Source organism: Enterobacter cloacae complex sp. AR_0002 (assembly GCF_001922365.1).
Lineage (GTDB): Bacteria > Pseudomonadota > Gammaproteobacteria > Enterobacterales > Enterobacteriaceae > Enterobacter > Enterobacter hormaechei_C.
On record NZ_CP018814.1, the window covers coordinates 103,262 to 127,283 of the forward strand.

Consider the following 24,022-nt stretch of genomic DNA (forward strand, 5'->3'; position numbering starts at 1 on the left):
CTCATGTTAGATAAAGTATGGTTTACTTATAAGGCAAGAATTCAAGCCTACCATCGCTTGGAATGGATGGATTCTCATTCACAATTTATTCTAGTTTGGTATGCAGTGCTAGGTGCAGCCCTGTCGGTTATTGTTATACGATTCCCTACGTTGCTAGGAAGTGATACAGATATTTTTAGCGCTATTTTATCCATTGCTTTGCTTGGTGTGTCATTATCTGTTGCAAACAGAAACTTTCGCGGTCGCGCAATTAACATGCGCGGTAATTATTTGGCATTACAAAACCTTTATAATGTAATCTATACCAGAGGGCAGACAGCAAGCGAAGATATAGTTAAATATAATGAGTTGCTTAATGAGGTAGATAATCATAGCGATATGGATGATAAGGTTTTTCGAGTGAAAAACTTTAGAGCTTTAACTACTCGCAAGCCTGACTGGAAAGAGTTTGCACATGTATATATTACTTGCGTAATCAAATATATCATATTAATCTTGGTATATCTTGCCCCTCTAATAATTGGATGGTGTCTTTATGAGCAATGCGGCGCGGGTATTTAAAAAGTGTTTTAGTGAAAAATACCTAAGATCCTTATATTTTGATAAAATTAAAGAAACTGGTGCTATCGGTATTGATAGGGTTAGGCCTGCTTCGTTTGAAAAGGAATGTGCTAAAGAAGTCTCTCTAATATCCAAAAAAGTTTTTAATGGTAATTACAAATTTACTGCCTATAAGGAAAAGTTAATCTCTAAAGGAGCTCATGCATTTCCTAGGCAAATATCAATTCCTACAGTACGAGATCGTATAACATTACGAGCTCTATGCGATGCTTTAGTTAAAGTATATCCTGATGCGAAACTATCACTACCTCAGGTAGTAATTGAATCACTTGATAATGCTGTTAAATCTGGTAATTATTATGAATTTGCTAAGATTGATCTTAAAAATTTCTACCCTTCCATACCACATGAATTAATAACGGCGTCAATTAAGCAAAAAATTAGAAAGCCTGAATTTCGCCTGCTAATTAATAAGGCTATTTCCACTCCAACAGTTAATGAGTCAAAAGGAAGTAAAGGAAGCGCCGCAAGTTTGAGAGGGGTTCCTCAAGGTTTATCGATCTCAAATATTTTAGCAGAAATCGCACTTCAAAATATTGATGCTGAAATCGAAGGTATCAAAGATATTTGGTATAAACGATACGTTGATGATATTTTAGTGCTTACTCCAATCGGTCGAGCATCTGATTTAGCCAATTTAATTATCGATAAATTGAAAAATATTGGTCTCTCACCTCATCCACTCGAAGAAGAGGGATCTAAATCTGTAGTAGGTATACTAAGTGTTCCTTTCAATTTTTTGGGTTACGAAATTAGCGATAAGGGTATAAGTATTAAAAAGGACAGCATATTAAGATTTGAGTCATCTCTGGCAAAGATATTTACTGCCTATAGACACGCTCTCGTTAGGGCTGAAAGCAAGAAAGAAAAAGAAAAGGCATTAGCATATTGCCAGTGGAAGCTTAATCTACGCATTACTGGATGTATTTTTAACGGTAAGAGAATGGGATGGGTTGCTTACTTCTCTCAGATTTCTACTACAACTCAGCTTAGGTGTGTCAATCATACTATTGATAACCTAGTGAAACGCTTTGGATTAAAGTCAGACATTAAACCAAAGTCATTAATTAAAACATACTATGAATGGCGGCGAGGAGAAAAAAACTCACATAAATATATCCCGAATTTTGATGACTTAGCAATCGAACAGCAAAGAGAAATTATTGCATTATGGATAGGTAAGGAAAAGGCAAATAGTTTGAGTGCAGCGTCAGTAGTCAGAACGTTTAAGTATAAAATAAACTCATCTGTTAAAGAGCTTGAACAAGATATTTCTGGTTTTTCATGATGTGCATTGGTGCTGCTCATCAATACCTGTGAAATGAATTGTACTATCAATGGGTTTGTGAACAGCGCCTAAATTTAATTATATATCATCAATTTCAGAGGGGTAAATTTCATTTTTTATTTCTTCCAGCTTTTCGTTAGTTAAACCATACTGCAATGCAAGTTTATTCGAAATCGGCTGAAGAAGGTCCTCAGCTAAGTTAAACAACTCTATGATACCCTCAAGCTCATCTATCATTTGATTTCTACCTCTTTCATTTAAAAACTCAATGGCGCGATCTGCGAAATAACCATGCGCTAGCCAATTTCTTTTAATCAAGGCTTTTGATAGTGTGCTTTCAATTATTTCATTTAGAACCCCTAAATCCCTTAGCGCACCTAAAAGATGCCCCATGGTTTTCTTTGACATGGTTTTATCAAAATTATCAAAATCCAGCTCCCATTTTTCTATTGACGAAATTTTCGTAGCGTTTTCTTTAAAAAATACTAAAAAGATAAGCAATTGAATTATTGATTGCTCCACGCATTGTGCGCGGAACATGGCCAATCCAAAATAAGCGTATACTTCTTTACAATGTTCTGATTTATTCATTATTACCTGCTGGATATGTAATCAACTTAGTTATATCGCAATAAATTGTCATTATCGAATAACAATCACATAATTCATTATGGAGCAAATAATTTAAATCAGATAGGCATTTGCCGAATTTTGCAGAGAAAAAATCGTTTGTTGTTACATCCGCCACAAAACCCGACTTAATTGTCGCTGGCCTTGCCCGGCGGCATCCTTCCCGTATGAATAATTTAAATTCTCTACAGGAAATCGCTCGGGCGATCCGCAACCTCATCCGCACCGGCATCGTAACCGACGTCGACCACGACGAGGGGTTGTGTCGTGTCCAGACCGGCGGCATGCAAACCACCTGGCTTAACTGGCTCACCTGTCGCGCCGGTCGCTCTCGCGTGTGGTGGGCTCCGTCCGTTGGCGAGCAGGTGTTATTGCTGGCCATCGGCGGTGAGCTCGATACGGCCTTTGTGCTGCCGGGCATTTTCTCAGATGACAATCCCGCGCCGTCAGCCTCACCCGATGCGCTTCACGTTACCTTCCCTGATGGCGCGGTCATTGAGTACGAACCCGAAAACAGTGCGCTCACCGTGTCAGGTATCAAAACCGCAGACGTTACTGCGTCGGATTCCATCACGGCCACCGTGCCGGTGGTGCTGGTAAAAGCCTCGACCCGTATCACGCTCGATTCACCCGAGGTGTTGTGTACCAACAAGCTGACGACCGGCACGCTCGAAGTGCAGAAAGGCGGGAAGATGTCCGGGAACATCGAGCACACCGGCGGGAAACTGACCTCAAACGGCGTGCAGGTGGATGACCATGCACACGGCAACGTACAGAGCGGCGGAAGCTGGACTAAGGGGACGCAATGACGGTGCGTTATCTGGGAATGAACAGCCAGACCGGCCTCAGTATCTCTGAGGTCGAGCATATCAGGCAAAGCGTGCGCGACATTCTCGTCACGCCGGTTGGCTCGCGTGTCATGCGCCGTGAATACGGCTCGCTTCTGTCTGCACTGATTGACCAGCCGCAGACACCGGCACTGCGATTGCAGATTATGGCCGCGTGCTATTCCGCGATCCAGAAGTGGGAGCCGCGCGTCAGTCTGACAACCATCACCTTTGAGCGGTCGGAGACCGACGGCGGGCTGTATGTCGATATCACCGGCACGCGCTCGGCTAACGGCCAGCCCTTTTCCCTCACCATTCCACTGAGTTAAACGCTATGGCAATTGTTGACCTTAACCAGCTCGCCGCGCCTGATGTCGTGGAAGTGCTGGACTATGAGACCATCCTCGCAGAGCGCAAGGCGACGCTCGTCTCGTTATACCCGGAGGAACAACAGGAGGCAGTCGCGCGCACGCTGACCCTCGAATCAGAGCCGATTGTTAAGCTGCTGGAGGAAAACGCCTATCGGGAGGTTATCTGGCGCCAGCGCGTCAACGAGGCCGCGCGTGCGGTCATGCTGGCGTATGCAGAAGATGCCGACCTTGACCAGATAGGCGGAAATTATAACGTCGAGCGCCTCGTCATCACCCCGGCAGACGACACGACGTTTCCGCCCACGCCAGCCGTAATGGAGTCGAATACAGACTACCGTCTGCGCATCCAACAGGCTTTTGAAGGACTGAGTACCGCAGGCTCAACCGGTGCATATCAGTTTCATGGCCGCAGCGCCGACGGGCGTGTCGCGGATATTTCCGTCATCAGTCCTGAGCCTGCGTGTGTGACCGTGTCCGTGCTGTCGCGTGAAAATAACGGCGTGGCCTCTGACGAGCTGCTCGCTATCGTGCGCGATGCCCTGAACGACGAGGACGTCAGGCCGGTGGCCGACCGCGTGACCGTGCAGTCAGCGAAAATCGTCGACTACAAAATCACTGCATCGCTTTACCTTTACCCCGGCCCCGAAAGTGAGCCTGTGCTCAGTGCGGCAAAAGCAAAGTTACAGGCGTATATCACCGCGCAGCACCGGCTCGGGCGTGACATCCGTAAATCGGCCATCTATGCGGCGCTCCACGTCGAGGGCGTGCAGCGTGTCGAGCTGGCCGCGCCGGTGGCTGACATCGTTCTCGATGAAACGCAGGCGTCATGGTGCAGCGAGTACAGCGTCACCATAGGGGGTAATGATGAATGACACACGACTGTTGCCGGTTGGCTCCTCGCCGCTTGAGTTGGCGGCGGCGCGCGCCTGCGCTGAAATCGAAAATACCCCCGTCCCCCTGCGCCGACTCTGGAGCCCGGACGACTGCCCGGCAAACCTCTTGCCGTGGCTGGCGTGGGCGTTTTCCGTTGACCGCTGGGATGAGAACTGGCCGGAGGCCACCAAACGGGATGTGATCCGCAATGCCTGGTATATCCACGCACACAAAGGAACGATTGGGGCAGTGCGCCGCGTCGTGGAGCCGCTCGGCTACCTGATAAACGTGTCTGAGTGGTGGCAGACAAACGATCCGCCCGGCACGTTTCGACTCGATATCGGTGTGCTGGAGACCGGCATCACCGAGGAAATGTATTACGAAATGGAGCGGCTTATTGCCGATGCAAAGCCAGCCAGCCGCCATCTTATCGGCCTCAATATTATTCAGGACATTCCCGGCTATCTGTACACCGGCGCCCTGAGCTATGACGGCGACATCATCACGGTTTACCCCGGATAAGTGAGAGCACAATGACAGTGAAATATAAAACGGTCATCACCAAAGCCGGTGCAATCAAGCTGGCCGCAGCGACCGTCCCGAACGGGAAAAAAGTCAATTTTACGGCGATGGCCGTCGGTGACGGCGGCGGTACGCTGCCGGTGCCTGACCCAAACCAGACAAAACTCGTTAAAGAGGTCTGGCGTCATGCGCTGAACAAAATCAGCCAGGACAATAAGCACAAAAATTATGTCGTGGCGGAGCTGCTCATCCCGCCTGAGACCGGCGGTTTCTGGATGCGTGAGCTCGGACTCTATGACGACACCGGCACGCTGATAGCGGTCGGTAATATGGCCGAAAGCTACAAGCCAGCGCTGGCGGAGGGGTCAGGCCGTGCGCAGACCGTGCGAATGGTAATTATGGTGAGCGACATCGAGTCAGTCGAGCTGACCATCGACACCTCAACGGTGATGGCAACGCAGGACTACGTCGACGACAAGCTCGCTGAGCATGAGAAGTCCCGCCGCCATCCTGACGCCACGCTCACCGCTAAGGGGTTCACTCAGTTAAGCAGTGCGACCGACAGCGCGTCTGAGAGCGTCGCAGCGACGCCAAAAGCAGTTAAGGCGGCGTATGACCTTGCGAAAGGGAAATATACGGCTCAGGACGCCACCACGGCGCAAAAGGGTATCGTCCAGCTTAGTAGCGCGACCGACAGCACGTCTGAGAGCGTCGCAGCGACGCCGAAAGCAGTTAAAGCGGCGTATGACCTTGCGAAAGGGAAATATACGGCTCAGGACGCCACCACGGCGCAAAAGGGTATTGTCCAGCTCAGTAGCGCGACCGACAGCACGTCTGAGGCGCTGGCGGCAACGCCGAAAGCCGTTAAGGCCGCGAATGACAACGCCAACGGGCGCGTACCGTCAGGGCGTAAGGTAAACGGCAGGGCGCTGTCTTCCGATATCAGCATTACGGCGCAGGATATTTTCAACGGGCAGGCCGTGGCAATTGGCAATGCCGCCGACCTGAACGCCTACACCACGGCGGGACTGTATTACCAGCCAGCGAACGCGCAGGCTCAAACCGGCAGGAACTATCCAGAAGCTAACGCCGGTTCGCTGGAAGTTTATAAGCATGCCGGTATCACGCAGATTTACCGGATTTATAACAGCTCCCGCTCGTACATTCGCTCGCTTTACAGCGGGACGTGGTCAGCCTGGGTTAAACAGTATGATGCGGCCAATAAACCCTCCCCGGCTGATATTAATGCCGTGAATAAGGGCGGCGATGCAATGACCGGGGGGCTTAAGATTCGCGCTGCTGATGCGTTGCGCATTTACGATGCGGCATACGGAATGATTTTTCGCCGTTCAGAAAATAATTTTTACCTAATTCCGACAGCAAAAGACCAGGGGGAAAATGGCGGCATAAGTTCACTGCGTCCATTTTATGCAGATCTCACTAATGGCAGAGTGACGCTGGGTAATGGTGCAGTCGTTAACGGCGGTCTTGGGCTGGGTGTGGTCAGCGGCCTTGGGGGGAACTCTATTGCTCTGGGCGATAATGACACCGGTTTCAAACAGAACGGAGATGGTGTGCTGGATGTTTATGCCAACAGCAAGCAGGTAATGCGATTCCTGAACAGTGGCATAACGAGTTATATGCTCTTCAACATGAATGCAGGCGCATCAGTAAGCAGCACTCTCACCTTTAAAAACGGTAGTGGTATCACGTCTGAGAAAACTGGCGCCAACCCCCGAAACGGCCGAATTTACTGGGGCGGTGATGCGAGTCGCGGCAACAGGATAGAATTTGCAGATGATGCCGGCTGGAAAGCTTACATTGAACGTCATCCCTCAAACGGTGTTCAGTTGGTCGTAAATGGGCGAATCAATGGAAGTATTGTGTATTCCAGCGGTGAAGTACAGGCAGGCGGAGGCAAAGCCCGCTTCACTGCTGACGGCAATATCTATGGTTCGAAATGGGGAAACCAGTGGCTTGATGCATATCTGAGAAACACCTATCAGCCAAAGGGCAATTACACCCCGGCGGGTCAGGCTTATACCAAAGCGGAGTCGGATGCGCGTTACGGGGTTGGTAAAACGACGACAGGCAATAACAGCGCTTACTACACGCACGGCAACGGTGCTGTGTTTATGCAGTCTGTGAGAAATATCTCGGTCGGCAACAATGCCACTGTAACCGTGACACTACCTACGTCGTTCCCTAACGGGATTCTCGGTATCGGTTCGAGTTATCACGGTGCAGGGGGTAATAACTCCGCATCCTTTTACCTCTGTTCGCCTGTCGGTAAAAATCAGGTGAAAATTGAAACCCATAACTGCAATGGAACATTTTATTTAAACGTAACGGGTTACTGATATGCAGAAATATTTCAGCAATACAGATAAAAGCTTTTACCTTGAGGAAACTGTCAGAACCTATGAGGAACAGGGTATTCCCGTGCCGTCAGACCTGATGGCAATATCCGATGCCGAATATGAAACCTTTATGGTTTCACCTGACCGGAAAGCGCCTCGGTACAATGTTGAATCAGAATGTATGGAATGGGTCGACATCGCGCCGCCTACCCGCGAGGAAGCTATCGAAAAAGCTGAGGCATTAAAGGCGCAGCTCTTGTCTGTTGCAGCTCAGGCCATAGCACCATTGCAGGATGCGGTCGATTTGTCGATGGCGACAGAAGAGGAAATGGCGAGCCTGTCGGCGTGGAAGAAATACCGGGTTTTACTTAACCGGGTTGATACCAGTGAGCCTGACGAAATTGAATGGCCTGAATCGCCGTTAACAGAGTAATAAAAAACCCGCGTTAAGCGGGTTTAATCATAGGGGCATTCTTCATAGTCTTTTTCTGTTTCATCACCGACAAACAGTCTGAGCCAGCAAAAGCCAAAGAGCCACCATGCAGCCAGACAACCAATAACCCAGAGTAAAATCGTCATTATCGCTTCCTCGTTAATGGCGAAACGATAGCGACAATACCCATTCATTGATAATGGTTATCAGCGATCAATTAACCGTTATTGATCGCTGATAACGATCAATAACCATTCCCGCACACCACAACCGGTCGCTGTGCGTTGTGCTGTCATTCCCCCAACGGCCTTTCGTTTCTCACACCTCACACACAACAGAAAATAGTTGCACCCCTTAACCACGGAGTTAAACGGATGAGCGACTATCATCACGGCGTCGAGGTCATCGAGATTAACGATGGCACGCGCACCATTTCCACCGTTTCGACGGCTATCATCGGCATGGTCTGCACCGCCAGCGATGCTGACGATTCAACATTCCCGCTAAATGAGCCGGTGCTGATTACCAGCGTGCAGAACGCTATCGGTAAAGCCGGTAAGCTCGGCACCCTGTCAAAATCCCTGCAAGCCATTGCTGACCAGTGCAAGCCGGTCGTTGTGGTTGTGCGCGTTGCCGAAGGTATTGAAGACCCGGACGACCCGGAAGCGGCGCAGAAAGAAACCATTTCCAACATCATCGGCACGACCGACGAAAACGGCAAATACACCGGGCTTAAAGCGCTGTTGACCGCCAAAACCGTCACCGGCGTCAAGCCGCGTATTCTCGGCGTGCCGGGGCTGGATTCTCTGGAAGTGGCGACCGCGCTCGCGGCGACCTGTCAGAGCCTGCGCGCATTTGGTTATATCAGCGCGTGGGGCTGCAAGACCATTTCCGAAGCCATCGCCTACCGTGAGAATTTCAGCCAGCGCGAGCTGATGGTCATTCACCCTGATTTTCTGGCGTGGGACACCACGGCGAATCAGACCGATATTGCATGGGCGACCGCCCGCGCGCTCGGCCTGCGTGCCAAAATCGACCAGGAGACGGGCTGGCACAAAACGCTGTCTAACGTCGGCGTGAATGGCGTCACCGGCGTCAGTGCCTCGGTCTCGTGGGACTTGCAGGAGAAGGCCACCGACGCGAATCTGTTGAATCAGGCCGGTGTCACCACGCTGATTCGTAACGACGGCTTTAAATTCTGGGGCAACCGTACCTGCTCCGACGATCCGTTATTCCTTTTTGAAAACTACACCCGCACGGCGCAGGTGCTGGCCGACACGATGGCGGAGGCGCACGCCTGGGCGATTGATAAACCCGTCACCGCAACGCTTATCCGCGACATCGTCGCCGGTATCAATGCGAAATTCCGCGAGCTGAAAAACAACGGCTATATCGTTGACGGCTTCTGCTGGTACGACCCGGAGTCAAACAGCGTGGAAACGCTCAAGGTGGGGAAACTGTATATCGATTACGACTACACCCCCGTCCCGCCGCTGGAAAACCTGACCCTGCGCCAGCGCATCACTGATACCTATCTGGCGAACCTGTCAGAGTCGGTCAACAGCTAAGGAGCTCTGAGCATGGCATTACCACGCAAGCTGAAATACCTGAACATGTTCAACGATGGCCTGAGCTACATGGGCGTTGTTGAATCCGTCACCCTGCCAAAGCTGACCCGTAAGCTTGAGAAATACCGCGGCGGCGGGATGCCGGGCTCGGTGTCGATTGACCTCGGTCTCGATGACGATGCGCTGTCGTGCGAGTGGACACTCGGCGGTCTGCCTGACGTCGAGCTGTGGGCGCAGTACGCCTCACCGGGCGCGGACAGCGTACCGTTGCGCTTTACCGGCTCATACCAACGCGATGACACCGGCGCGATTTCTGCCGTTGAGGTGGTCATGCGTGGCCGTCACAAGGAGTACGACGGCGGCGAAAACAAACAGGGCGAAAGCGGCACGACCAAAATCTCGACCGAATGCGCGTACTACCAGCTCACGATTGACGGCAGGGAGGTCATCGAGATTGACGTCATCAACATGGTGCTGAAAGTCGACGGCGTCGACCGTCTGGCAGAGCATCGCAAAGCCATTGGCCTGTAACCCCCTTAACCGGTCAGTCAGGCTGGCCGGTCACTTAACTTTGACGAGAGCAACATCATGGAAAACAACATCGAAACCGGCGTTACAGAAACTGAAGTCACCGAAACCAAAAAGCCACACGTCGTGATCCTCGATAACCCCCTCATGCGCGGTGAGCAAAAAATCGGAGAGGTGACGGTTTCAAAACCTAACGCGGGAACCCTGCGCGGGGTGTCGCTGGCCTCGCTGGCAAGCTCTGACGTTGACGCGCTGATTAAGGTGCTGCCGCGTATGACCTACCCGGCACTCACCGAGCATGAAATTGCCCGTCTCGATGCCTCAGACCTGATGCAGTTCGCCGCTGAGGTGATTGGTTTTTTGTCGCCATCTTCGGCTCGCTGACGTTCCCCGCAAAACTTTCTGTCGATGACCTGATGGCGGATATCGCGGTGATTTTTCACTGGCCGCCATCAGAGCTGTATTCCCTGAGCGTGACCGAGCTCCTCACATGGCGCGACAAGGCGCTACAGCGAAGCGGAAACCACTATGAGCAATAACGTCAGAATCGAGGTACTGCTTAACGCAGTAGACCGGGCAAGCCGACCGCTAAAAGCTATCCAGAACGCCAGCAAATCCCTCGCTGGCGATATCCGCAACTCACAGACGACCCTGCGCGACCTTAACGCGCAGGCGTCCCGAATCGACGGATTCAGGAAAGCGAGCGCACAGCTTGCCGTGACCGGTCAGTCGCTTAATAAAGCGAAACAGGAGGCCGCAGAGCTTGCCGTCCAGTTTAAAAACACGGAAAACCCCACCAAAGCGCAGGCGCGCGCGATGGAGGCGGCAAAAAAATCCGCCGCTGACCTGCAACTCAAATATAACGGGCTCAGGCAGTCGGTACAGCGCCAGCGCACCGAGCTTGCTCAGGCCGGGATAAACACCCGCACGCTGTCGGCTGACGAGCGTCGCCTTAAAACCAGCATCAGTGAGACTACTGCGCAGCTTAACCGGCAACGTGAGGCGCTGGCGCGGGTCAGTCAGCAACAGGCAAAGCTGAGCCGGGTTAAAGAGCGGTATCAGACCGGTAAATCCCTTGCGGGTAGTGCGGCGGCGGCTGGTGCTGCCGGTGTCGGAATTGCCACGGCTGGCACCATGGCCGGGGTAAAACTGCTGATGCCTGGCTATTCGTTTGCACAGAAAAACTCTGAGCTGCAAGCTGTGCTCGGCGTCGACAAACAGTCGCCCGAAATGGAGGCGTTACGCAAACAAGCCAGGCAGCTCGGTGACAATACCGCCGCATCTGCGGACGATGCAGCGAGTGCACAAATCATCATCGCCAAAAGTGGCGGGGATGCTGATGCCATTCAGGCGGCGACGCCGGTCACGCTGAATATGGCATTGTCGAATCAGCGCTCGATGGAGGAAAACGCCGCCCTGCTGACAGGGATGAAATCTGCGTTTCAGCTTTCTAACGACCAGATCGCCCACATTGGCGACGTGCTGTCGATGACGATGAACAAAACCGCCGCCGACTTTGACGGGCTGAGTGATGCGCTGACCTATGCCGCGCCAGTGGCGAAAAATGCCGGGGTCAGTATCGAGCAAACCGCCGCGATGGTCGGTGCGTTGCACGATGCGAAAATTACCGGCTCGATGGCGGGAACGGGTAGCCGTGCAATCCTGAGCCGCCTACAGGCGCCGACCGGTAAAGCCTTTGAGGCTATCAAAGAGCTCGGCGTCAAAACGTCTGATGCCAGAGGAAACACGCGCCCGATATTTTCCATCCTGAAGGAAATGCAGCGCAGTTTTGAGAAAAACAATCTCGGTACCAGCCAGCGCGGCGAGTACATGAAAACCATCTTCGGTGAAGAGGCCAGCTCGGCGGCAGCGGTGCTGATGACCGCAGCGTCAACCGGCAAGCTCGACAAACTCACCGCAGCGTTTAAAGCTTCGGACGGTAAAACCGAGGAGCTGGTCAAAATCATGCAGGACAATCTCGGCGGCGACTTTAAAGAGTTTCAGTCTGCTTATGAGGCCGTGGGAACTGACCTGTTTGACCAGCAAAACGACGCTCTGCGCAAACTGACGCAGACGGCCACGCGATATGTTTTGAAACTCGATGGCTGGATCACCCGCAATAAATCACTGGCGACCACTATCGGTGTTGTAGCCGGTGGCGCACTGGCGCTGATTGGTGTGATTGGCGGGATTGGCCTGATTGCGTGGCCGGTGGTGATGGGGATTAACGCCATTATCGCCGCCGCAGGTCTGCTGGGAACGGTCTTTACCGTTGCCGGTGGCGCAATAGTGACTGCTGTCGGTGCAATCAGTCTGCCGGTGGTCGCGGTCGCCGGTGCGGTGGTGGCCGGGGCGCTCCTGATTCGTAAATACTGGGAGCCCATCAGCGCATTCTTTTCGGGCGTGGTGGAGGGGCTTAAAGCGGCATTTGCGCCGGTGGCGGAAATCTTCTCGCCGCTGACGCCGGTGTTTGATTCCATCATCGAGAAATTGCGCGGGGTCTGGCAGTGGTTCACTGACCTGATAGCACCGGTTAAGGCGACACAGGAAACGCTCGATCGTTTCAAAAATGTCGGTGTGGTGGTCGGCAAAACACTGGCTGATGCGCTGATGCTGCCGCTCCGTTCATTCAATAAGTTACGCAGTGGCGTCGACTGGCTGCTGGAAAAGCTCGGGGTCATCAAAAAAGAGTCGGACGGCCTCGACCAGACTGCCGCTAAAGCCAGTGCCGCAGCCGGTGCGCAAAGCGGGTCTTATATTCCGCAGACGTCCGTTTATGGCGGTTATCAGATGTACCAGCCAGTGACGGCGCCTGCTGGCCGGTCCTATGTCGACCAGAGCAAGCGTGAATACAACATTACTCTGTCGGGTGGCGTTGCGCCGGGAACTGACCTCGACCGGCAGCTTCGGGAAGCAGTCGAAAAACTCGACCGGGAAGAAAGAGCACGCCAACGCTCAAGTATGCGCCATGACGGATGAGGGCTAAAACATGTTAATGGTACTGGGTTTATTTGTGTTTGAACGCCGCACGCTGCCGCATCAGTCCATGCAATATTCGAAGGATTACCGATGGGCGTCAAATGACCGCATCGGTAAACCCCCGGCTTATCAGTATCTCGGCGAGGGGGAAACCTCGCGCACGCTCTCGGGCGTGCTGTACCCCGAAATCACCGGCGGACGCCTGTCGCTGACGACTGTCGAACTGATGGCCGACGAAGGGAGGGCATGGCCGCTAATTGACGGAACGGGCATGATCCACGGTATGTATGTCATCGATAAAGTGACCCACACGCACACCGAATTATTCAGCGACGGCGCGGCCAGAAAAATTGAGTTTAGCCTCTCGCTGAAACGGGTCGATGACTCGCTCGCGGCGATTTACGGCGACCTGAAAACGCAGGCCGACAATCTGGTGACGTCTGCCGGTAACTGGATTGGAGGGCTGGCGGGATGATTACGGGTCTGAATATTCAGGCCGGGGCGCAGATTGCTCCGGCGTTTATGCTCACGCTCGATGGCGATGATATCACGCAGAATTTCAGCGACCGGCTAATCAGTCTGACCATGACGGACAATCGTGGATTCGAGGCTGACCAGCTCGACATCGAGCTTGACGACACCGACGGGCTTGTCGAGCTGCCGCCGCGCGGTGCAAAACTGACGCTGTGGCTGGGCTGGCAGGGCTCAGCCTTGCTGAATAAGGGCAGTTTCACGGTCGACGAAATCGAGCACCGTGGCGCGCCTGATACGCTGACCATCAGGGGGCGCAGCGCTGATTTTCGCGGCACGCTGAACTCCCGCCGGGAACAGTCATGGCATGACACCACGCTCGGTGTCATTGTTGAGACCATCGCAGCGCGCAACAAACTCACGGCCAGCGTGGCTGACACGCTGAAAGCGATCCCCGTGCCTCATATTGACCAGGCGCAGGAATCCGACGCGGTGTTTCTGTCCCGCCTGGCTGACCGTAACGGTGCATCAGTGTCGGTGAAAGCGGGGAAACTGCTGTTCCTGAAAGCCGGTACCGGCAGGACGGCCAGTGGCAAGCCCATCCCGCAGATGACCATCGAACGCGGCGACGGCGACCGTCATCAGTTTGCGATTGCTGACCGCGAAGCCTACACCGGCGTAACGGCGAAATGGCTGCACACAAAAGACCCGAAGCCGCAAAAGCAAAAGGTGAAGCTCAAGCGCAAGCCGAAGGAGCAGCACCTGCGCGCGCTGCAACATCCAAAAGCGACAAAAACCACCTCAAAGGCCAGAGCCAAAAAAGAGCAGGAGGCGCGCGAGGGCGAGTATATGGTCGGTGAGTCTGAGAACGTGCTGGAGCTGACGACCATCTACGCGACAAAGGCGCAGGCCATGCGTGCAGCTCAGGCGAAGTGGGACAAAATTCAGCGCGGAGTCGCGGAGTTTTCAATCTCGCTGGCTATTGGTCGGGCAGATTTATTTCCTGAGACACCGATAGCGGTCAGAGGCTTTAAGCGCGTTATAGACGAGCAGGCCTGGGTAATCAGCCGGGTGGTGCACTACCTTAACGGGAGCGGCTACACGACGGGCTTAGAGCTTGAGGTTAAGGTTTCGGATGTAGAGTATGAAAGCGAAGATCTAACGCAATAAATGTATTATATGTATTTGATATGTAAAGATTTAATGGTTAAAATTGGTTCATCAATAACGCTCTGAGGTGTTCGCCATGTTCCACTGCCCTAAATGCCATTACGCCGCCCACGCTCGCACAAGTCGCTATTTTTCCGATACGACAAAAGAGCGGTATCATCAGTGCACAAACATCAATTGCAGTTGCACGTTCGTCACCACTGAGACGGTCGAGCGCTTTATCGTTTCGCCGGGTGAAGTGGTACCAGCGCCGCCGCACCCTACGCAGTCAGGCCAGCAACAAATCCACTGGATGTGACCAAAAGAAAACCCCGCAAATGCGGGGCTTTTTATATGCGATTAGTCAAAAAAGATGAGTGTTTGCAAGCATTATAACTTTGGCTCTTTCGGGCTGCTCTTTACCCATTTCATTACAGGTGCTTAGCGGTTTCTCCAAAACATAGCCCTGAGCTTTATGCTTATTGAGAATACGAAGCTCCTTAACCGTTTGAAGATATTTTGTAGGGACGTCTTTTGTCCAAATATCCATACAGGCACCTGAGCTGATAACAGTTTCATACACATCAGATGTTATCTGGTTCTCATTTAAAACAACCGTCAATGTGTCGCCACTTTTCGAGACCTCTACGGGTTGCCATGGCTTAAGGGACTTTTTCAAGGTAGAAGTATCATTTGCTAGTGCGGTGAAGGAAGTCAGGGTAAGGGCTAACAAAACTACCGTTTTGAAGGGTTTCAAATTAATTTCCTTATTAAACATATTGTTGAGACTTATTCTTGCACCGCTTAAAACAAAAAGTAAAGCCCCGCACATGGCAGGGCTTTTTTCGATGTGTGGACGACGTGTGGACATCGTCAGAAACAAATCCTTTTGTTTCAGTCTTTTGCGTCTAAAATTAAACCAGCATTGCTGGCTTTTTTCATTTTGGGGAACTGTCATGGCTGAACCGCAGCTGCTGTTGAACTATACCGGGCATCTGCCTGAATGCCCGACGTGGAGTGCAGAAGAGAAGGCGCTCTACTGGGCGGATATCCTGGAAGGGGAGATCCATCGGTACCATCTGCCCACCGCGGAACACTCGGTGCTCTCATTCCATGAAGAAGTTGGGTGTTTTGCCCTGCGTGAACGCGGCGGATTTATCGTCGCGATGCGAAACGCCATCTGGCTGACCGATAAACACGGCCTGCTCCAGCGTAAGGTTTGCGATAACCCATCCAACCCGCAGCTTGCACGTTTTAACGATGGCGGTACCGATCATCAGGGACGGTTTTATGCGGGCACGTTCTGGGGGCCGGGAGATTATAACGGGGCCATGTTGATGCGTATCGACAACGACCTGACGCCGAAAGTGATCCAGTGCGATATCCAGGGGCATAACGGTTTAGCGTTTAGTCCTGACAAACGGTGGATGTTTACTTCTGATACGCCGAACGGTGTGATCTACCGTACGCCGCTTGATGAGCAGGGGGAACCCGGTAAGCGCGAAGAGTTTCGCCGGTTTAGCGAGGGAGACGGTATTCCCGACGGTGCGGCAATGGATGAGGAAGGCTGCTACTGGAGCGCACTGTTTGACGGCTGGCGTATCGCACGGTTTTCACCGCAAGGCGAACAGCTGGAAGAGCACCGGCTGCCGGTACGCTGCCCGACAATGGTCTGCTTTGGCGGCGACGATATGAAAACGCTGTTTATCACCACCACGCGGGAAAATATGGAGGCGGAGGAGCTGGAGAAATACCCGCTTTCCGGTGCCATCTTCACCCTGCCTGTAAATGTGGCAGGGATGAAGAAAAGCCGCTTTATCGAACATTAAGCCGGATCGACCGGGACCACGGTTTCGCTCGGATAGCAGCCCAGCACTTTCATGGAGCGTGTGATCTCGCCCAGTTCGCGCAGGGCTTTCTGCATGGATGCAGACTCCAGGTTGGCCTGAACGTCGAGATAGAACATCTCTTCCCACGGGTTGCCATGTATTGGGCGGGATTCCAGCTTCGTCATGATCAGGTTGTGATTACGCAGCACCAGCAGCGCTTCAACCAGCGCACCCGCCTGCTGGCCGGTCGCCATCAACAGGGTGGTTTTCGCCGGGACCTGGTCCGACACGTTGATGGCCTTGCGGGCCAGAACCACGAAACGGGTGATATTCTGCGTCTGGTTGGCCAGATTGCGTTCCAGCACCTGTAAGCCATACAGCGCGCCGCCCGCTTCGCTACCGAGAGCCGCGACGGCAGGAGAGTTTGCCTGCGCCACTTTTTCCATCGCCGCCGAGGTGCTTTCGGTGTACTCAATTTTCCAGTGCGGATAACGGTTCAGGAACTGGCTGCACTGCTGGAACGGCTGCGGGTGACTGTACACCGTTTCGATCTGACTCAGATCGGTTGAGCCAGAGACCAGCACACAGTGATCGATAGGGATGGTCAACTCGCCGACTAACGACAGGCTGGTGTGCTGGAGCAAATCGTAAACATCGTTGATGGCGCCGGAACTGGTGTTCTCAATAGGCACCACGGCGTAATCTGCCTGGCCGGTTTCGACCTGGTTGAAAATGTCTGCAAATTTCGCGCAACCGCTCTCAATAAACTCTTCGAAATGGCGGGCTGCGTACTGGCGAGCCGCCAGATGAGAATAGGAGCCTTTCGGGCCGAGGAAAGCGATACGAGCAGAGTGCGGGTTGGTTTTGTTCAGATGCTGCTGGAGCAGGGCCTGTTGCGTCAGAACGGAATCTTCAATGATGAGCTGGAACAGGCGGGTGATGTAGTGCGCATCCAGATGATGCGCTTTGCCGAGTTGAATCAACCGTTCCAGTAAATCACGTTCGCGATCGATATCGCGCACCGGCCGATGGGACTCGAGCTTCGCTTTGCCCACTTCAATGGCGAGCGCGCGGCGTTCGGCCAGCAGGGCCAGTAATTTTTCGTCGAGTGCACTGATTTTTACGCGTAAATCCAGGAGCGGGTTTTCCGGTGTCATAGTGTTGTCTGTCTCATTTTATCGTTATCAATAAAAAAGGCCTCCCGGTGTGGGAGGCCTTGTTGTTCGTCTTCGCATTCTTTATCACACGACGAAACGCCTCCCGGTCAGGGGAAGGTAAAAAAGAATGCGAAGAAAAACGGCGTCTGTTTCATAAGGTCATCCTGAAATTGATAGGGTTAAAGTACCTGCACTGTTTTGATCCTGTCAATAAAAAACGCGCCCGAAGGCGCGTTGTCGGTACACTCAATTTTAGAGGATTACTCTTCTTCAACTTCTTCCGCGAAGCTGGCGTCTTTCACCGAGGTTGCGGCGCGACGTGCTTCACCTTTGTGTTGCACTTTATTGAGCTGCCGTTCCAGCTTGTTGATCAAATCGTTAATTGCGGTGTACATATCCTCGTGTTTTGCGCTGGCGACCAGATGGCCGTTTGGAGTATTGATAGTTGCATCAGCGATGAAACCCTGCGGCTCCTTGGACAGGATGATATGTGGATTAATCAAATGTGTTTGCCATTTATCCAGTTTGGCGAGACGGTCTGCGACGTGCTGGCGGATTGCCGGAGTAATTTCCATTTGTTTACTGGTAATGTTCATTGTCATAAATTTTACCTCTTGTCTTTCCGTCTTGGTGATTCCAGCATACCCGACCCAATGTCAAAATGTGTGATTTAGATCACGTTATTTTGTCGGTTTTTGTCAGGGAATCTTTTTTGTGAGGCAGGGCAGGAAGAGGTGAGATTTACCTTGTCGAAGCCAACAATTGCGGTCATAGTTGAATGGATGTGTTGAAGCTAAACCGCTTCAGCGTAAGTCTGAAAGAATAAAAAAACGGCAGCCCGCGGGCTGCCGTTATGCGTTGTAGCGGTATCAGGTGTTGCTGCTGTTCGCGGCGATGATTTTCGCCACTTTGTCAGCCTGAGCCGTCATCTGCATCTGGCGATACGCATTTTCCATCAGCTTCAGGCCATCACGCGTGGCTTGGGTATCCGGATAATCACGCAGCATGCCTTCTACACGGTTAACCACGGCAACCCATGCGCCACGGCGGGTGTAGTATTCCGCAACGGAGTACTCATATTTCGCCAGACGATCTTTCAGGAACACCAGACGCTTAGTGGCATCGGTAATGTACTGGCTGTTCGGGTAGCTACGCACCAGTTTGGAGAAGTCATTGAAAGCATCACGCGCATGTTGCGGGTCACGGTCTGAACGATCCACCCCGAAGAAGCCCTGCAATGCACTGTCATCCAGCGCCATGTTAGTCAGGCCGCGCATGTACATCACGTAATCGATGTTAGGATGGGTAGGGTTCAGACGCATGAAACGATCGATCGTTGCCTGAGCCAGCGGCAGATCGGCATTTTTGTAGTAGGCGTAGATAAGATCTAACTGTACCTGCTGCGAATACGGACCAAACGGATAGCGATTATCCAACGCTTCCAGTTGCGTTATCGCCTGTTTCCAGTTACCGTCCTGCAACTTTTGTTGTGCAGTCGCATAGATTTCATTCGGCGGATTGTCAGGGACCTGTTCATTCGAACCGGAGCAGCCCACCAAAGCCAGGCTCAACGTGGCCGCTGCCACCAGATATTTCATGCGCGTCATGACGTTTTGACTTTCCTCAAATGTTTGTCCGGGAGAAACTCAGTTCCTGCTCCCGATTAAGACCAGCTACAATAGCACACTATATTAAACGGCAAAGCCGTAAAACCCAACGTTAAACGAAGAAGCAGTTTATGGCACAACGAGTAGAACTCACCGCAACAGTCTCCGAAAATCAGCTCGGTCAACGCTTAGATCAGGCTTTGGCCGAATTGTTCCCTGATTATTCGCGTTCACGCATAAAAGAATGGATCCTTGACCAGCGCGTGCTGGTAAACGGCAAGATCTGGGACAAACCAAAAGAGAAAGTGTTTGGTGGGGAAGCTGTCGCCATCAATGCTGAAATCGAAGAGGAAATCCGCTTCGAGCCGCAGGATATCCCGCTGGATATCGTCTACGAAGATGACGACATTCTGGTCATCAACAAGCCGCGCGACTTTGTTGTTCACCCGGGCGCGGGCAATCCTGACGGTACGGTACTTAACGCACTCCTTCATTATTATCCGCCGATTGCCGACGTACCGCGTGCCGGTATTGTTCACCGTCTGGATAAAGACACCACGGGTCTGATGGTGGTGGCGAAGACGGTTCCCGCCCAGACTCGCCTGGTGGAATCGTTGCAACTGCGCGAAATCACCCGTGAGTATGAAGCGGTGGCGATTGGTCATATGACCTCTGGCGGCACGGTGGAAGAGCCTATCAGCCGTCACCCAACCAAGCGTACGCATATGTCCGTACACCCGATGGGCAAACCGGCGGTGACCCATTACCGCATCATGGAACATTTCCGTATTCATACGCGCCTGCGTCTGCGCCTGGAAACCGGGCGTACTCACCAGATCCGCGTGCACATGGCGCATATTACCCATCCGCTGGTGGGTGACCCGGTTTACGGCGGTCGTCCGCGTCCACCAAAGGGCGCATCGGATGAATTCATCTCCGTGCTGCGTAAATTCGATCGCCAGGCGCTGCATGCGACGATGCTGCGTCTTTACCACCCAATCACCGGAATTCAGATGGAATGGCATGCGCCGATCCCACAGGATATGGTGGAACTTATCGACGCGATGCGCGCAGATTTCGAAGAACATAAGGATCACGTGGACTGGTTATGACCAAACTGATTGTCCCGGAGTGGCCACTGCCTGAAGGCGTGGCCGCCTGTAGTTCAACCCGTATCGGTGGCGTGAGCCAGGGCGCGTGGGAGTCTCTGAACCTCGGTGCGCATTGTGGCGATAACCTGGAGCACGTTGAAGAGAACCGTAAACGCCTCTTTGCTGCGGGAAACCTTCCTTCAAAACCGGTCTGGCTTGAGCAGGTGCACGGTAAAGCGGTGCTTAAGCTGACGGGTGAGCCCTATGCGTCTAAACGCGCCGATGCTTCGTACAGCAATACGCCGGGAACGGTTTGCGCGGTGATGACCGCTGATTGCCTGCCGGTGTTGTTCTGCAATCAGGCAGGAACTGAAGTGGCTGCTGCCCACGCCGGATGGCGAGGCCTGTGCGAAGGCGTGCTGGAAGAGACCGTCGCCTGCTTCCAGGACGATTCTGCAAATCTCATCGCCTGGCTTGGCCCGGCGATTGGCCCGCAGGCATTTGAGGTCGGGCCCGAAGTGCGCGATGCCTTTATGGAAAAAGATCCGCAAGCGGTCGAAGCGTTCGTGGCTTCCGGAGATAAATATCTGGCCGATATTTACCAGCTTGCCCGCCAGCGCCTGAATAACGTCGGTGTGACTCAAATCTTCGGCGGAGATCGCTGTACCTTCACCGAAAAGGGTGATTTTTTCTCCTATCGCCGCGACAAGACGACAGGCCGTATGGCAAGTTTCATTTGGCTGATATAACCTAAAGAATCAAGACGATCCGGTACGCGCCGTTTTCTTTTCACATAATTCAGGTTATTAACCTTGAATAATTGAGGGATGACCTCATTTAATCTCCAGTAGCAAATTTGACCTGTTATGGGAGGAGTTATGCGTCTGGATCGTCTTACTAATAAATTCCAGCTTGCTCTCGCCGATGCCCAGTCCCTCGCACTGGGGCACGACAACCAATTTATCGAACCTCTTCATTTAATGAGCGCCTTGCTGAATCAGGAAGGGGGATCGGTACGTCCTTTATTAACGTCCGCTGGCATTAATGCCGGCCAGTTACGCACCGCCATCGATCAGGCGCTGAGCCGTTTACCGCAGGTAGAAGGTACCGGCGGCGACGTGCAGCCGTCGCAAGATCTGGTGCGCGTGCTGAACCTTTGCGACAAGCTGGCGCAAAAACGTGGGGACAACTTTATTTCGTCAGAGCTGTTTGTTCTGGCGGCGCTTGAATCACGCGGTACCTTAACCGACCTGCTGAAATCCGCCGGTGCAACCACCACTAATGTGACCCAGGCGATTGAGAAAATGCGCGGAGGTGAAAGCGTGAACGACCAGGGAGCCGAAGACCAACGTCAGGCTTTGAAGAAATTTACGGTCGACCTGACCGAACGTGCCGAGCAGGGCAAACTTGACCCGGTGATCGGCCGTGACGAAGAAATTCGCCGGACTATCCAGGTATTGCAACGCCGTACCAAAAACAACCCGGTGCTGATTGGTGAGCCAGGCGTCGGTAAAACCGCCATCGTTGAAGGGCTGGCGCAACGTATCGTTAATGGCGAAGTGCCCGAAGGGCTGAAAGGCCGTCGCGTACTGGCGCTGGATATGGGCGCGCTGGTGGCCGGGGCGAAATACCGCGGTGAATTTGAAGAGCGTCTGAAAGGCGTGCTGAACGATCTGGCGAAACAGGAAGGTAACGTCATCCTGTTTATCGACGAACTGCACACCATGGTGGGGGCGGGTAAAGCTGATGGCGCAATGGATGCCGGGAACATGCTGAAACCTGCGCTGGCGCGTGGTGAACTTCACTGCGTCGGCGCCACTACGCTGGACGAGTATCGTCAGTACATTGAAAAAGATGCCGCGCTGGAGCGTCGTTTCCAGAAGGTATTTGTCGCTGAACCAAGCGTTGAAGATACCATCGCCATTTTGCGTGGTCTGAAAGAGCGTTATGAGCTGCACCATCACGTGCAGATCACCGACCCGGCCATCGTTGCGGCGGCGACGCTTTCGCATCGTTACATTGCCGACCGTCAGTTGCCGGATAAAGCCATCGATCTTATTGATGAAGCGGCGTCCAGCATCCGTATGCAGATTGACTCGAAACCGGAAGAGCTGGACCGACTCGATCGCCGCATTATCCAGCTCAAGCTGGAACAGCAGGCGCTGAACAAAGAGTCTGATGAAGCGAGCAAGAAACGCCTTGATATGCTCAACGAAGAACTGGACGAGAAAGAGCGTCAGTATTCTGAGCTGGAAGAAGAGTGGAAAGCTGAGAAAGCCTCCCTCTCTGGCACCCAGACAATCAAGGCGGAGCTGGAGCAGGCTAAAATTGCCATTGAGCAGGCGCGTCGCGTAGGGGATCTGGCACGGATGTCCGAACTACAGTACGGCAAGATCCCTGAGCTGGAAAAACAACTTGAGATCGCCACGCAATCAGAAGGCAAAACCATGCGTCTGTTGCGTAATAAAGTGACGGATGCCGAGATTGCCGAAGTGCTGGCGCGCTGGACGGGTATTCCTGTGGCTCGCATGATGGAAAGCGAACGCGAGAAACTGCTGCGTATGGAGCAGGATCTGCATCAGCGCGTCATTGGACAGAACGAAGCGGTCGAAGCGGTATCTAACGCCATTCGTCGTAGCCGTGCGGGGCTGTCCGATCCGAATCGTCCAATCGGCTCGTTCCTGTTCCTGGGGCCAACCGGTGTCGGTAAAACCGAGCTGTGTAAAGCGCTGGCTAACTTTATGTTCGACAGCGATGACGCGATGGTGCGTATCGATATGTCCGAGTTTATGGAGAAACACGCCGTCTCGCGTCTGGTCGGTGCGCCTCCGGGATATGTCGGTTATGAAGAGGGCGGTTATCTGACGGAAGCGGTTCGCCGTCGTCCTTATTCCGTCATCCTGCTGGATGAAGTAGAAAAGGCACATCCTGACGTGTTTAACATTCTGTTGCAGGTGCTGGATGATGGGCGTCTGACGGATGGGCAGGGAAGAACGGTCGACTTCCGTAACACGGTGGTGATCATGACCTCGAACCTGGGTTCCGATTTGATTCAGGAACGCTTCGGTGAGCTGGATTACAGCCATATGAAAGATCTGGTGCTGGGTGTGGTCAGCCAAAACTTCCGTCCGGAGTTCATCAACCGTATTGATGAAGTGGTCGTGTTCCATCCGCTGGGTGAGAAACACATTGCGTCGATTGCGCAGATCCAGTTGCAGCGTCTGTACAAACGTCTGGAAGAGCGTGGGTATGAAATCCACATCTCGGATGATGCGCTGAAACTGCTGAGCGAGAATGGTTACGATCCTGTTTATGGTGCGCGTCCGTTAAAACGTGCTATCCAGCAGCAGATCGAAAACCCGCTGGCACAACAAATCCTCTCTGGGGAGCTGGTTCCGGGCAAAGTTATCCGTCTGGAAGCCAACGAAGACCGAATTGTGGCAGTGCAGTAAGTCACAAAACGCAAAAACGGGCCGCTTGCGGCTCGTTTTTGTTTAAAAACCAGGCAAGAATTAATGTCTGAGATGTGTTTTGCCTGGAAAGTGAGCAGTCGGTAAATAATTTTCACTTTGCACTTGCAGCCTCAGAATAACTCCCTATAATGCGCCTCCACTTACACGGAACAACGGCACGCAAGCCGCCGGGTCAGCAGAGAAAAGCAAAACAAACGCTTGACTCTGAAGCGGGAAAGCGTAATATGCACACCCCGCGCCGCAGC

At 52.7% G+C, this 24,022-nt stretch carries 27 protein-coding genes and 1 other annotated feature; of the genes, 20 read left to right on the forward strand and 7 right to left on the reverse strand.

What is annotated here, in order from left to right:
- Window positions 1-3 precede the first annotated feature (3 nt).
- The gene (locus AM329_RS00680) at window positions 4-561 is read left to right on the forward strand and encodes an SLATT domain-containing protein (protein ID WP_032609893.1); all 558 of its coding nucleotides are present in this window, start codon (window positions 4-6) and stop codon (window positions 559-561) included.
- Window positions 536-1,909, forward strand: coding sequence for a reverse transcriptase domain-containing protein (locus AM329_RS00685; protein WP_032609892.1), 1,374 nt, complete (start codon window positions 536-538; stop codon window positions 1,907-1,909). The genes AM329_RS00680 and AM329_RS00685 overlap by 26 nt, the downstream gene beginning before the upstream one ends.
- A gap of 78 nt (window positions 1,910-1,987) precedes the next feature.
- Here the strand turns inward: AM329_RS00685 and AM329_RS00690 are convergent, their stop codons facing one another.
- Window positions 1,988-2,500, reverse strand: a complete 513-nt coding sequence (locus AM329_RS00690; protein ID WP_032609891.1) for a hypothetical protein — start codon at window positions 2,498-2,500, stop codon at window positions 1,988-1,990.
- Between the two features lie 206 nt (window positions 2,501-2,706).
- Between AM329_RS00690 and AM329_RS00695 the strand changes: the two genes are divergently transcribed.
- Genes AM329_RS00695 through AM329_RS00720 form a run of 6 tightly spaced genes read left to right on the forward strand, consistent with a single transcriptional unit; the run spans window position 2,707 to window position 7,925 of the window.
- Window positions 2,707-3,348: a phage baseplate assembly protein V gene (locus AM329_RS00695; protein ID WP_032609890.1), complete on the forward strand. Its 642-nt coding sequence runs from the start codon at window positions 2,707-2,709 to the stop codon at window positions 3,346-3,348.
- On the forward strand, window positions 3,345-3,695 hold the full coding sequence (locus tag AM329_RS00700; protein WP_023323587.1) for a GPW/gp25 family protein: 351 nt from the start codon (window positions 3,345-3,347) through the stop codon (window positions 3,693-3,695). Before AM329_RS00695 ends, AM329_RS00700 begins: the two co-directional genes overlap by 4 nt.
- A 5-nt stretch (window positions 3,696-3,700) precedes the next feature.
- Complete coding sequence (locus AM329_RS00705; RefSeq protein ID WP_023323586.1) at window positions 3,701-4,609, forward strand: baseplate assembly protein; 909 nt, start codon at window positions 3,701-3,703, stop codon at window positions 4,607-4,609.
- On the forward strand, window positions 4,602-5,132 hold the full coding sequence (locus AM329_RS00710; protein WP_032609889.1) for a phage tail protein I: 531 nt from the start codon (window positions 4,602-4,604) through the stop codon (window positions 5,130-5,132). Before AM329_RS00705 ends, AM329_RS00710 begins: the two co-directional genes overlap by 8 nt.
- An 11-nt stretch (window positions 5,133-5,143) precedes the next feature.
- Window positions 5,144-7,492: a phage tail protein gene (locus AM329_RS00715; RefSeq protein ID WP_032609887.1), complete on the forward strand. Its 2,349-nt coding sequence runs from the start codon at window positions 5,144-5,146 to the stop codon at window positions 7,490-7,492.
- A gap of 1 nt (window position 7,493) precedes the next feature.
- A complete protein-coding gene (locus tag AM329_RS00720) occupies window positions 7,494-7,925 on the forward strand; it encodes a tail fiber assembly protein (protein ID WP_032609885.1) in 432 nt (143 codons plus the stop codon).
- A gap of 23 nt (window positions 7,926-7,948) precedes the next feature.
- Here AM329_RS00720 and AM329_RS26240 read toward each other — a convergent pair whose 3' ends face one another.
- On the reverse strand, window positions 7,949-8,071 hold the full coding sequence (locus AM329_RS26240) for a hypothetical protein (protein WP_255344479.1): 123 nt from the start codon (window positions 8,069-8,071) through the stop codon (window positions 7,949-7,951).
- 228 nt (window positions 8,072-8,299) lie between these two features.
- On the opposite strand from AM329_RS26240, the gene AM329_RS00725 reads away from it, so the two are divergent.
- The 8 genes from AM329_RS00725 to AM329_RS00760 all read left to right on the forward strand — a co-directional run bounded on the left by AM329_RS00725 (window position 8,300) and on the right by AM329_RS00760 (window position 14,939).
- Entirely contained in the window at window positions 8,300-9,493 is a 1,194-nt protein-coding gene (locus tag AM329_RS00725) for a phage tail sheath protein (protein WP_032609883.1), read from the forward strand.
- Between the two features lie 12 nt (window positions 9,494-9,505).
- Window positions 9,506-10,024 carry a phage major tail tube protein gene (locus tag AM329_RS00730; RefSeq protein ID WP_023295232.1) on the forward strand — a complete coding sequence of 173 codons (519 nt, stop codon included), beginning with the start codon at window positions 9,506-9,508 and terminating at the stop codon, window positions 10,022-10,024.
- A 57-nt stretch (window positions 10,025-10,081) separates the two neighbouring features.
- Window positions 10,082-10,405: a phage tail assembly protein gene (locus AM329_RS00735; protein WP_032609880.1), complete on the forward strand. Its 324-nt coding sequence runs from the start codon at window positions 10,082-10,084 to the stop codon at window positions 10,403-10,405.
- 32 nt (window positions 10,406-10,437) lie between these two features.
- Window positions 10,438-10,560 (forward strand): GpE family phage tail protein, encoded by a 123-nt coding sequence (locus tag AM329_RS00740; protein ID WP_017382998.1) that lies wholly within the window; start codon window positions 10,438-10,440, stop codon window positions 10,558-10,560.
- Window positions 10,550-13,000, forward strand: a complete 2,451-nt coding sequence (locus AM329_RS00745; protein WP_032609878.1) for a phage tail tape measure protein — start codon at window positions 10,550-10,552, stop codon at window positions 12,998-13,000. The genes AM329_RS00740 and AM329_RS00745 overlap by 11 nt, the downstream gene beginning before the upstream one ends.
- 10 nt (window positions 13,001-13,010) lie before the next feature.
- Window positions 13,011-13,475: a phage tail protein gene (locus AM329_RS00750; RefSeq protein ID WP_032609877.1), complete on the forward strand. Its 465-nt coding sequence runs from the start codon at window positions 13,011-13,013 to the stop codon at window positions 13,473-13,475.
- Complete coding sequence (locus AM329_RS00755) at window positions 13,472-14,641, forward strand: phage late control D family protein (RefSeq protein ID WP_032609875.1); 1,170 nt, start codon at window positions 13,472-13,474, stop codon at window positions 14,639-14,641. Before AM329_RS00750 ends, AM329_RS00755 begins: the two co-directional genes overlap by 4 nt.
- 76 nt (window positions 14,642-14,717) lie before the next feature.
- Entirely contained in the window at window positions 14,718-14,939 is a 222-nt protein-coding gene (locus AM329_RS00760) for a DNA-binding transcriptional regulator (protein WP_023323577.1), read from the forward strand.
- Between the two features lie 45 nt (window positions 14,940-14,984).
- Here the strand turns inward: AM329_RS00760 and AM329_RS00765 are convergent, their stop codons facing one another.
- Complete coding sequence (locus AM329_RS00765; protein WP_226866596.1) at window positions 14,985-15,578, reverse strand: hypothetical protein; 594 nt, start codon at window positions 15,576-15,578, stop codon at window positions 14,985-14,987.
- Here AM329_RS00765 and AM329_RS00770 point away from each other — a divergent pair.
- Window positions 15,577-16,449, forward strand: a complete 873-nt coding sequence (locus AM329_RS00770) for an SMP-30/gluconolactonase/LRE family protein (RefSeq protein ID WP_032609874.1) — start codon at window positions 15,577-15,579, stop codon at window positions 16,447-16,449. The genes AM329_RS00765 and AM329_RS00770 overlap by 2 nt on opposite strands.
- Here AM329_RS00770 and pheA read toward each other — a convergent pair.
- From pheA to bamD, 4 genes are all read right to left on the reverse strand, one after another.
- Window positions 16,446-17,606: a bifunctional chorismate mutase/prephenate dehydratase gene (gene pheA / locus AM329_RS00775; RefSeq protein ID WP_023314685.1), complete on the reverse strand. Its 1,161-nt coding sequence runs from the start codon at window positions 17,604-17,606 to the stop codon at window positions 16,446-16,448. The two genes, AM329_RS00770 and pheA, sit on opposite strands and share 4 nt — an antisense overlap.
- A 30-nt stretch (window positions 17,607-17,636) precedes the next feature.
- Window positions 17,637-17,762 (reverse strand) — a sequence feature (Phe leader region).
- A complete protein-coding gene (gene pheL, locus AM329_RS25330) occupies window positions 17,714-17,761 on the reverse strand; it encodes a pheA operon leader peptide PheL (RefSeq protein WP_100229775.1) in 48 nt (15 codons plus the stop codon). Its footprint overlaps the feature before it by 48 nt.
- A 104-nt stretch (window positions 17,763-17,866) precedes the next feature.
- A complete protein-coding gene (gene raiA, locus AM329_RS00780) occupies window positions 17,867-18,208 on the reverse strand; it encodes a ribosome-associated translation inhibitor RaiA (RefSeq protein ID WP_003863162.1) in 342 nt (113 codons plus the stop codon).
- A gap of 267 nt (window positions 18,209-18,475) precedes the next feature.
- Complete coding sequence (bamD, locus tag AM329_RS00785) at window positions 18,476-19,213, reverse strand: outer membrane protein assembly factor BamD (protein WP_003863164.1); 738 nt, start codon at window positions 19,211-19,213, stop codon at window positions 18,476-18,478.
- Window positions 19,214-19,344: 131 nt separating this feature from the next.
- Between bamD and rluD the strand changes: the two genes are divergently transcribed.
- From rluD to clpB, 3 genes are all read left to right on the forward strand, one after another.
- Window positions 19,345-20,325, forward strand: coding sequence for a 23S rRNA pseudouridine(1911/1915/1917) synthase RluD (rluD, locus tag AM329_RS00790; RefSeq protein WP_003863165.1), 981 nt, complete (start codon window positions 19,345-19,347; stop codon window positions 20,323-20,325).
- Window positions 20,322-21,053: a purine nucleoside phosphorylase YfiH gene (yfiH, locus tag AM329_RS00795; protein WP_003863167.1), complete on the forward strand. Its 732-nt coding sequence runs from the start codon at window positions 20,322-20,324 to the stop codon at window positions 21,051-21,053. Before rluD ends, yfiH begins: the two co-directional genes overlap by 4 nt.
- A gap of 129 nt (window positions 21,054-21,182) precedes the next feature.
- Complete coding sequence (clpB, locus tag AM329_RS00800; RefSeq protein ID WP_032609871.1) at window positions 21,183-23,756, forward strand: ATP-dependent chaperone ClpB; 2,574 nt, start codon at window positions 21,183-21,185, stop codon at window positions 23,754-23,756.
- Window positions 23,757-24,022: the final 266 nt, after the last annotated feature.

Excerpts from the sequence above, each read along its gene's own strand:
- AM329_RS00680 (WP_032609893.1), top strand. The coding sequence starts at position 4 with ATGTTAGATAAAGTATGGTTTACTTATAAGGCAAGAATTCAAGCCTAC.
- AM329_RS00685 (WP_032609892.1), top strand. The coding sequence starts at position 536 with ATGAGCAATGCGGCGCGGGTATTTAAAAAGTGTTTTAGTGAAAAATAC.
- AM329_RS00690 (WP_032609891.1), bottom strand. The coding sequence starts at position 2,500 with ATGAATAAATCAGAACATTGTAAAGAAGTATACGCTTATTTTGGATTG.
- AM329_RS00695 (WP_032609890.1), top strand. The coding sequence starts at position 2,707 with ATGAATAATTTAAATTCTCTACAGGAAATCGCTCGGGCGATCCGCAAC.
- AM329_RS00700 (WP_023323587.1), top strand. The coding sequence starts at position 3,345 with ATGACGGTGCGTTATCTGGGAATGAACAGCCAGACCGGCCTCAGTATC.
- AM329_RS00705 (WP_023323586.1), top strand. The coding sequence starts at position 3,701 with ATGGCAATTGTTGACCTTAACCAGCTCGCCGCGCCTGATGTCGTGGAA.
- AM329_RS00710 (WP_032609889.1), top strand. The coding sequence starts at position 4,602 with ATGAATGACACACGACTGTTGCCGGTTGGCTCCTCGCCGCTTGAGTTG.
- AM329_RS00715 (WP_032609887.1), top strand. The coding sequence starts at position 5,144 with ATGACAGTGAAATATAAAACGGTCATCACCAAAGCCGGTGCAATCAAG.
- AM329_RS00720 (WP_032609885.1), top strand. The coding sequence starts at position 7,494 with ATGCAGAAATATTTCAGCAATACAGATAAAAGCTTTTACCTTGAGGAA.
- AM329_RS26240 (WP_255344479.1), bottom strand. The coding sequence starts at position 8,071 with ATGACGATTTTACTCTGGGTTATTGGTTGTCTGGCTGCATGGTGGCTC.
- AM329_RS00725 (WP_032609883.1), top strand. The coding sequence starts at position 8,300 with ATGAGCGACTATCATCACGGCGTCGAGGTCATCGAGATTAACGATGGC.
- AM329_RS00730 (WP_023295232.1), top strand. The coding sequence starts at position 9,506 with ATGGCATTACCACGCAAGCTGAAATACCTGAACATGTTCAACGATGGC.
- AM329_RS00735 (WP_032609880.1), top strand. The coding sequence starts at position 10,082 with ATGGAAAACAACATCGAAACCGGCGTTACAGAAACTGAAGTCACCGAA.
- AM329_RS00740 (WP_017382998.1), top strand. The coding sequence starts at position 10,438 with ATGGCGGATATCGCGGTGATTTTTCACTGGCCGCCATCAGAGCTGTAT.
- AM329_RS00745 (WP_032609878.1), top strand. The coding sequence starts at position 10,550 with ATGAGCAATAACGTCAGAATCGAGGTACTGCTTAACGCAGTAGACCGG.
- AM329_RS00750 (WP_032609877.1), top strand. The coding sequence starts at position 13,011 with ATGTTAATGGTACTGGGTTTATTTGTGTTTGAACGCCGCACGCTGCCG.
- AM329_RS00755 (WP_032609875.1), top strand. The coding sequence starts at position 13,472 with ATGATTACGGGTCTGAATATTCAGGCCGGGGCGCAGATTGCTCCGGCG.
- AM329_RS00760 (WP_023323577.1), top strand. The coding sequence starts at position 14,718 with ATGTTCCACTGCCCTAAATGCCATTACGCCGCCCACGCTCGCACAAGT.
- AM329_RS00770 (WP_032609874.1), top strand. The coding sequence starts at position 15,577 with ATGGCTGAACCGCAGCTGCTGTTGAACTATACCGGGCATCTGCCTGAA.
- AM329_RS00765 (WP_226866596.1), bottom strand. The coding sequence starts at position 15,578 with ATGACAGTTCCCCAAAATGAAAAAAGCCAGCAATGCTGGTTTAATTTT.
- pheA (WP_023314685.1), bottom strand. The coding sequence starts at position 17,606 with ATGACACCGGAAAACCCGCTCCTGGATTTACGCGTAAAAATCAGTGCA.
- raiA (WP_003863162.1), bottom strand. The coding sequence starts at position 18,208 with ATGACAATGAACATTACCAGTAAACAAATGGAAATTACTCCGGCAATC.
- bamD (WP_003863164.1), bottom strand. The coding sequence starts at position 19,213 with ATGACGCGCATGAAATATCTGGTGGCAGCGGCCACGTTGAGCCTGGCT.
- rluD (WP_003863165.1), top strand. The coding sequence starts at position 19,345 with ATGGCACAACGAGTAGAACTCACCGCAACAGTCTCCGAAAATCAGCTC.
- yfiH (WP_003863167.1), top strand. The coding sequence starts at position 20,322 with ATGACCAAACTGATTGTCCCGGAGTGGCCACTGCCTGAAGGCGTGGCC.
- clpB (WP_032609871.1), top strand. The coding sequence starts at position 21,183 with ATGCGTCTGGATCGTCTTACTAATAAATTCCAGCTTGCTCTCGCCGAT.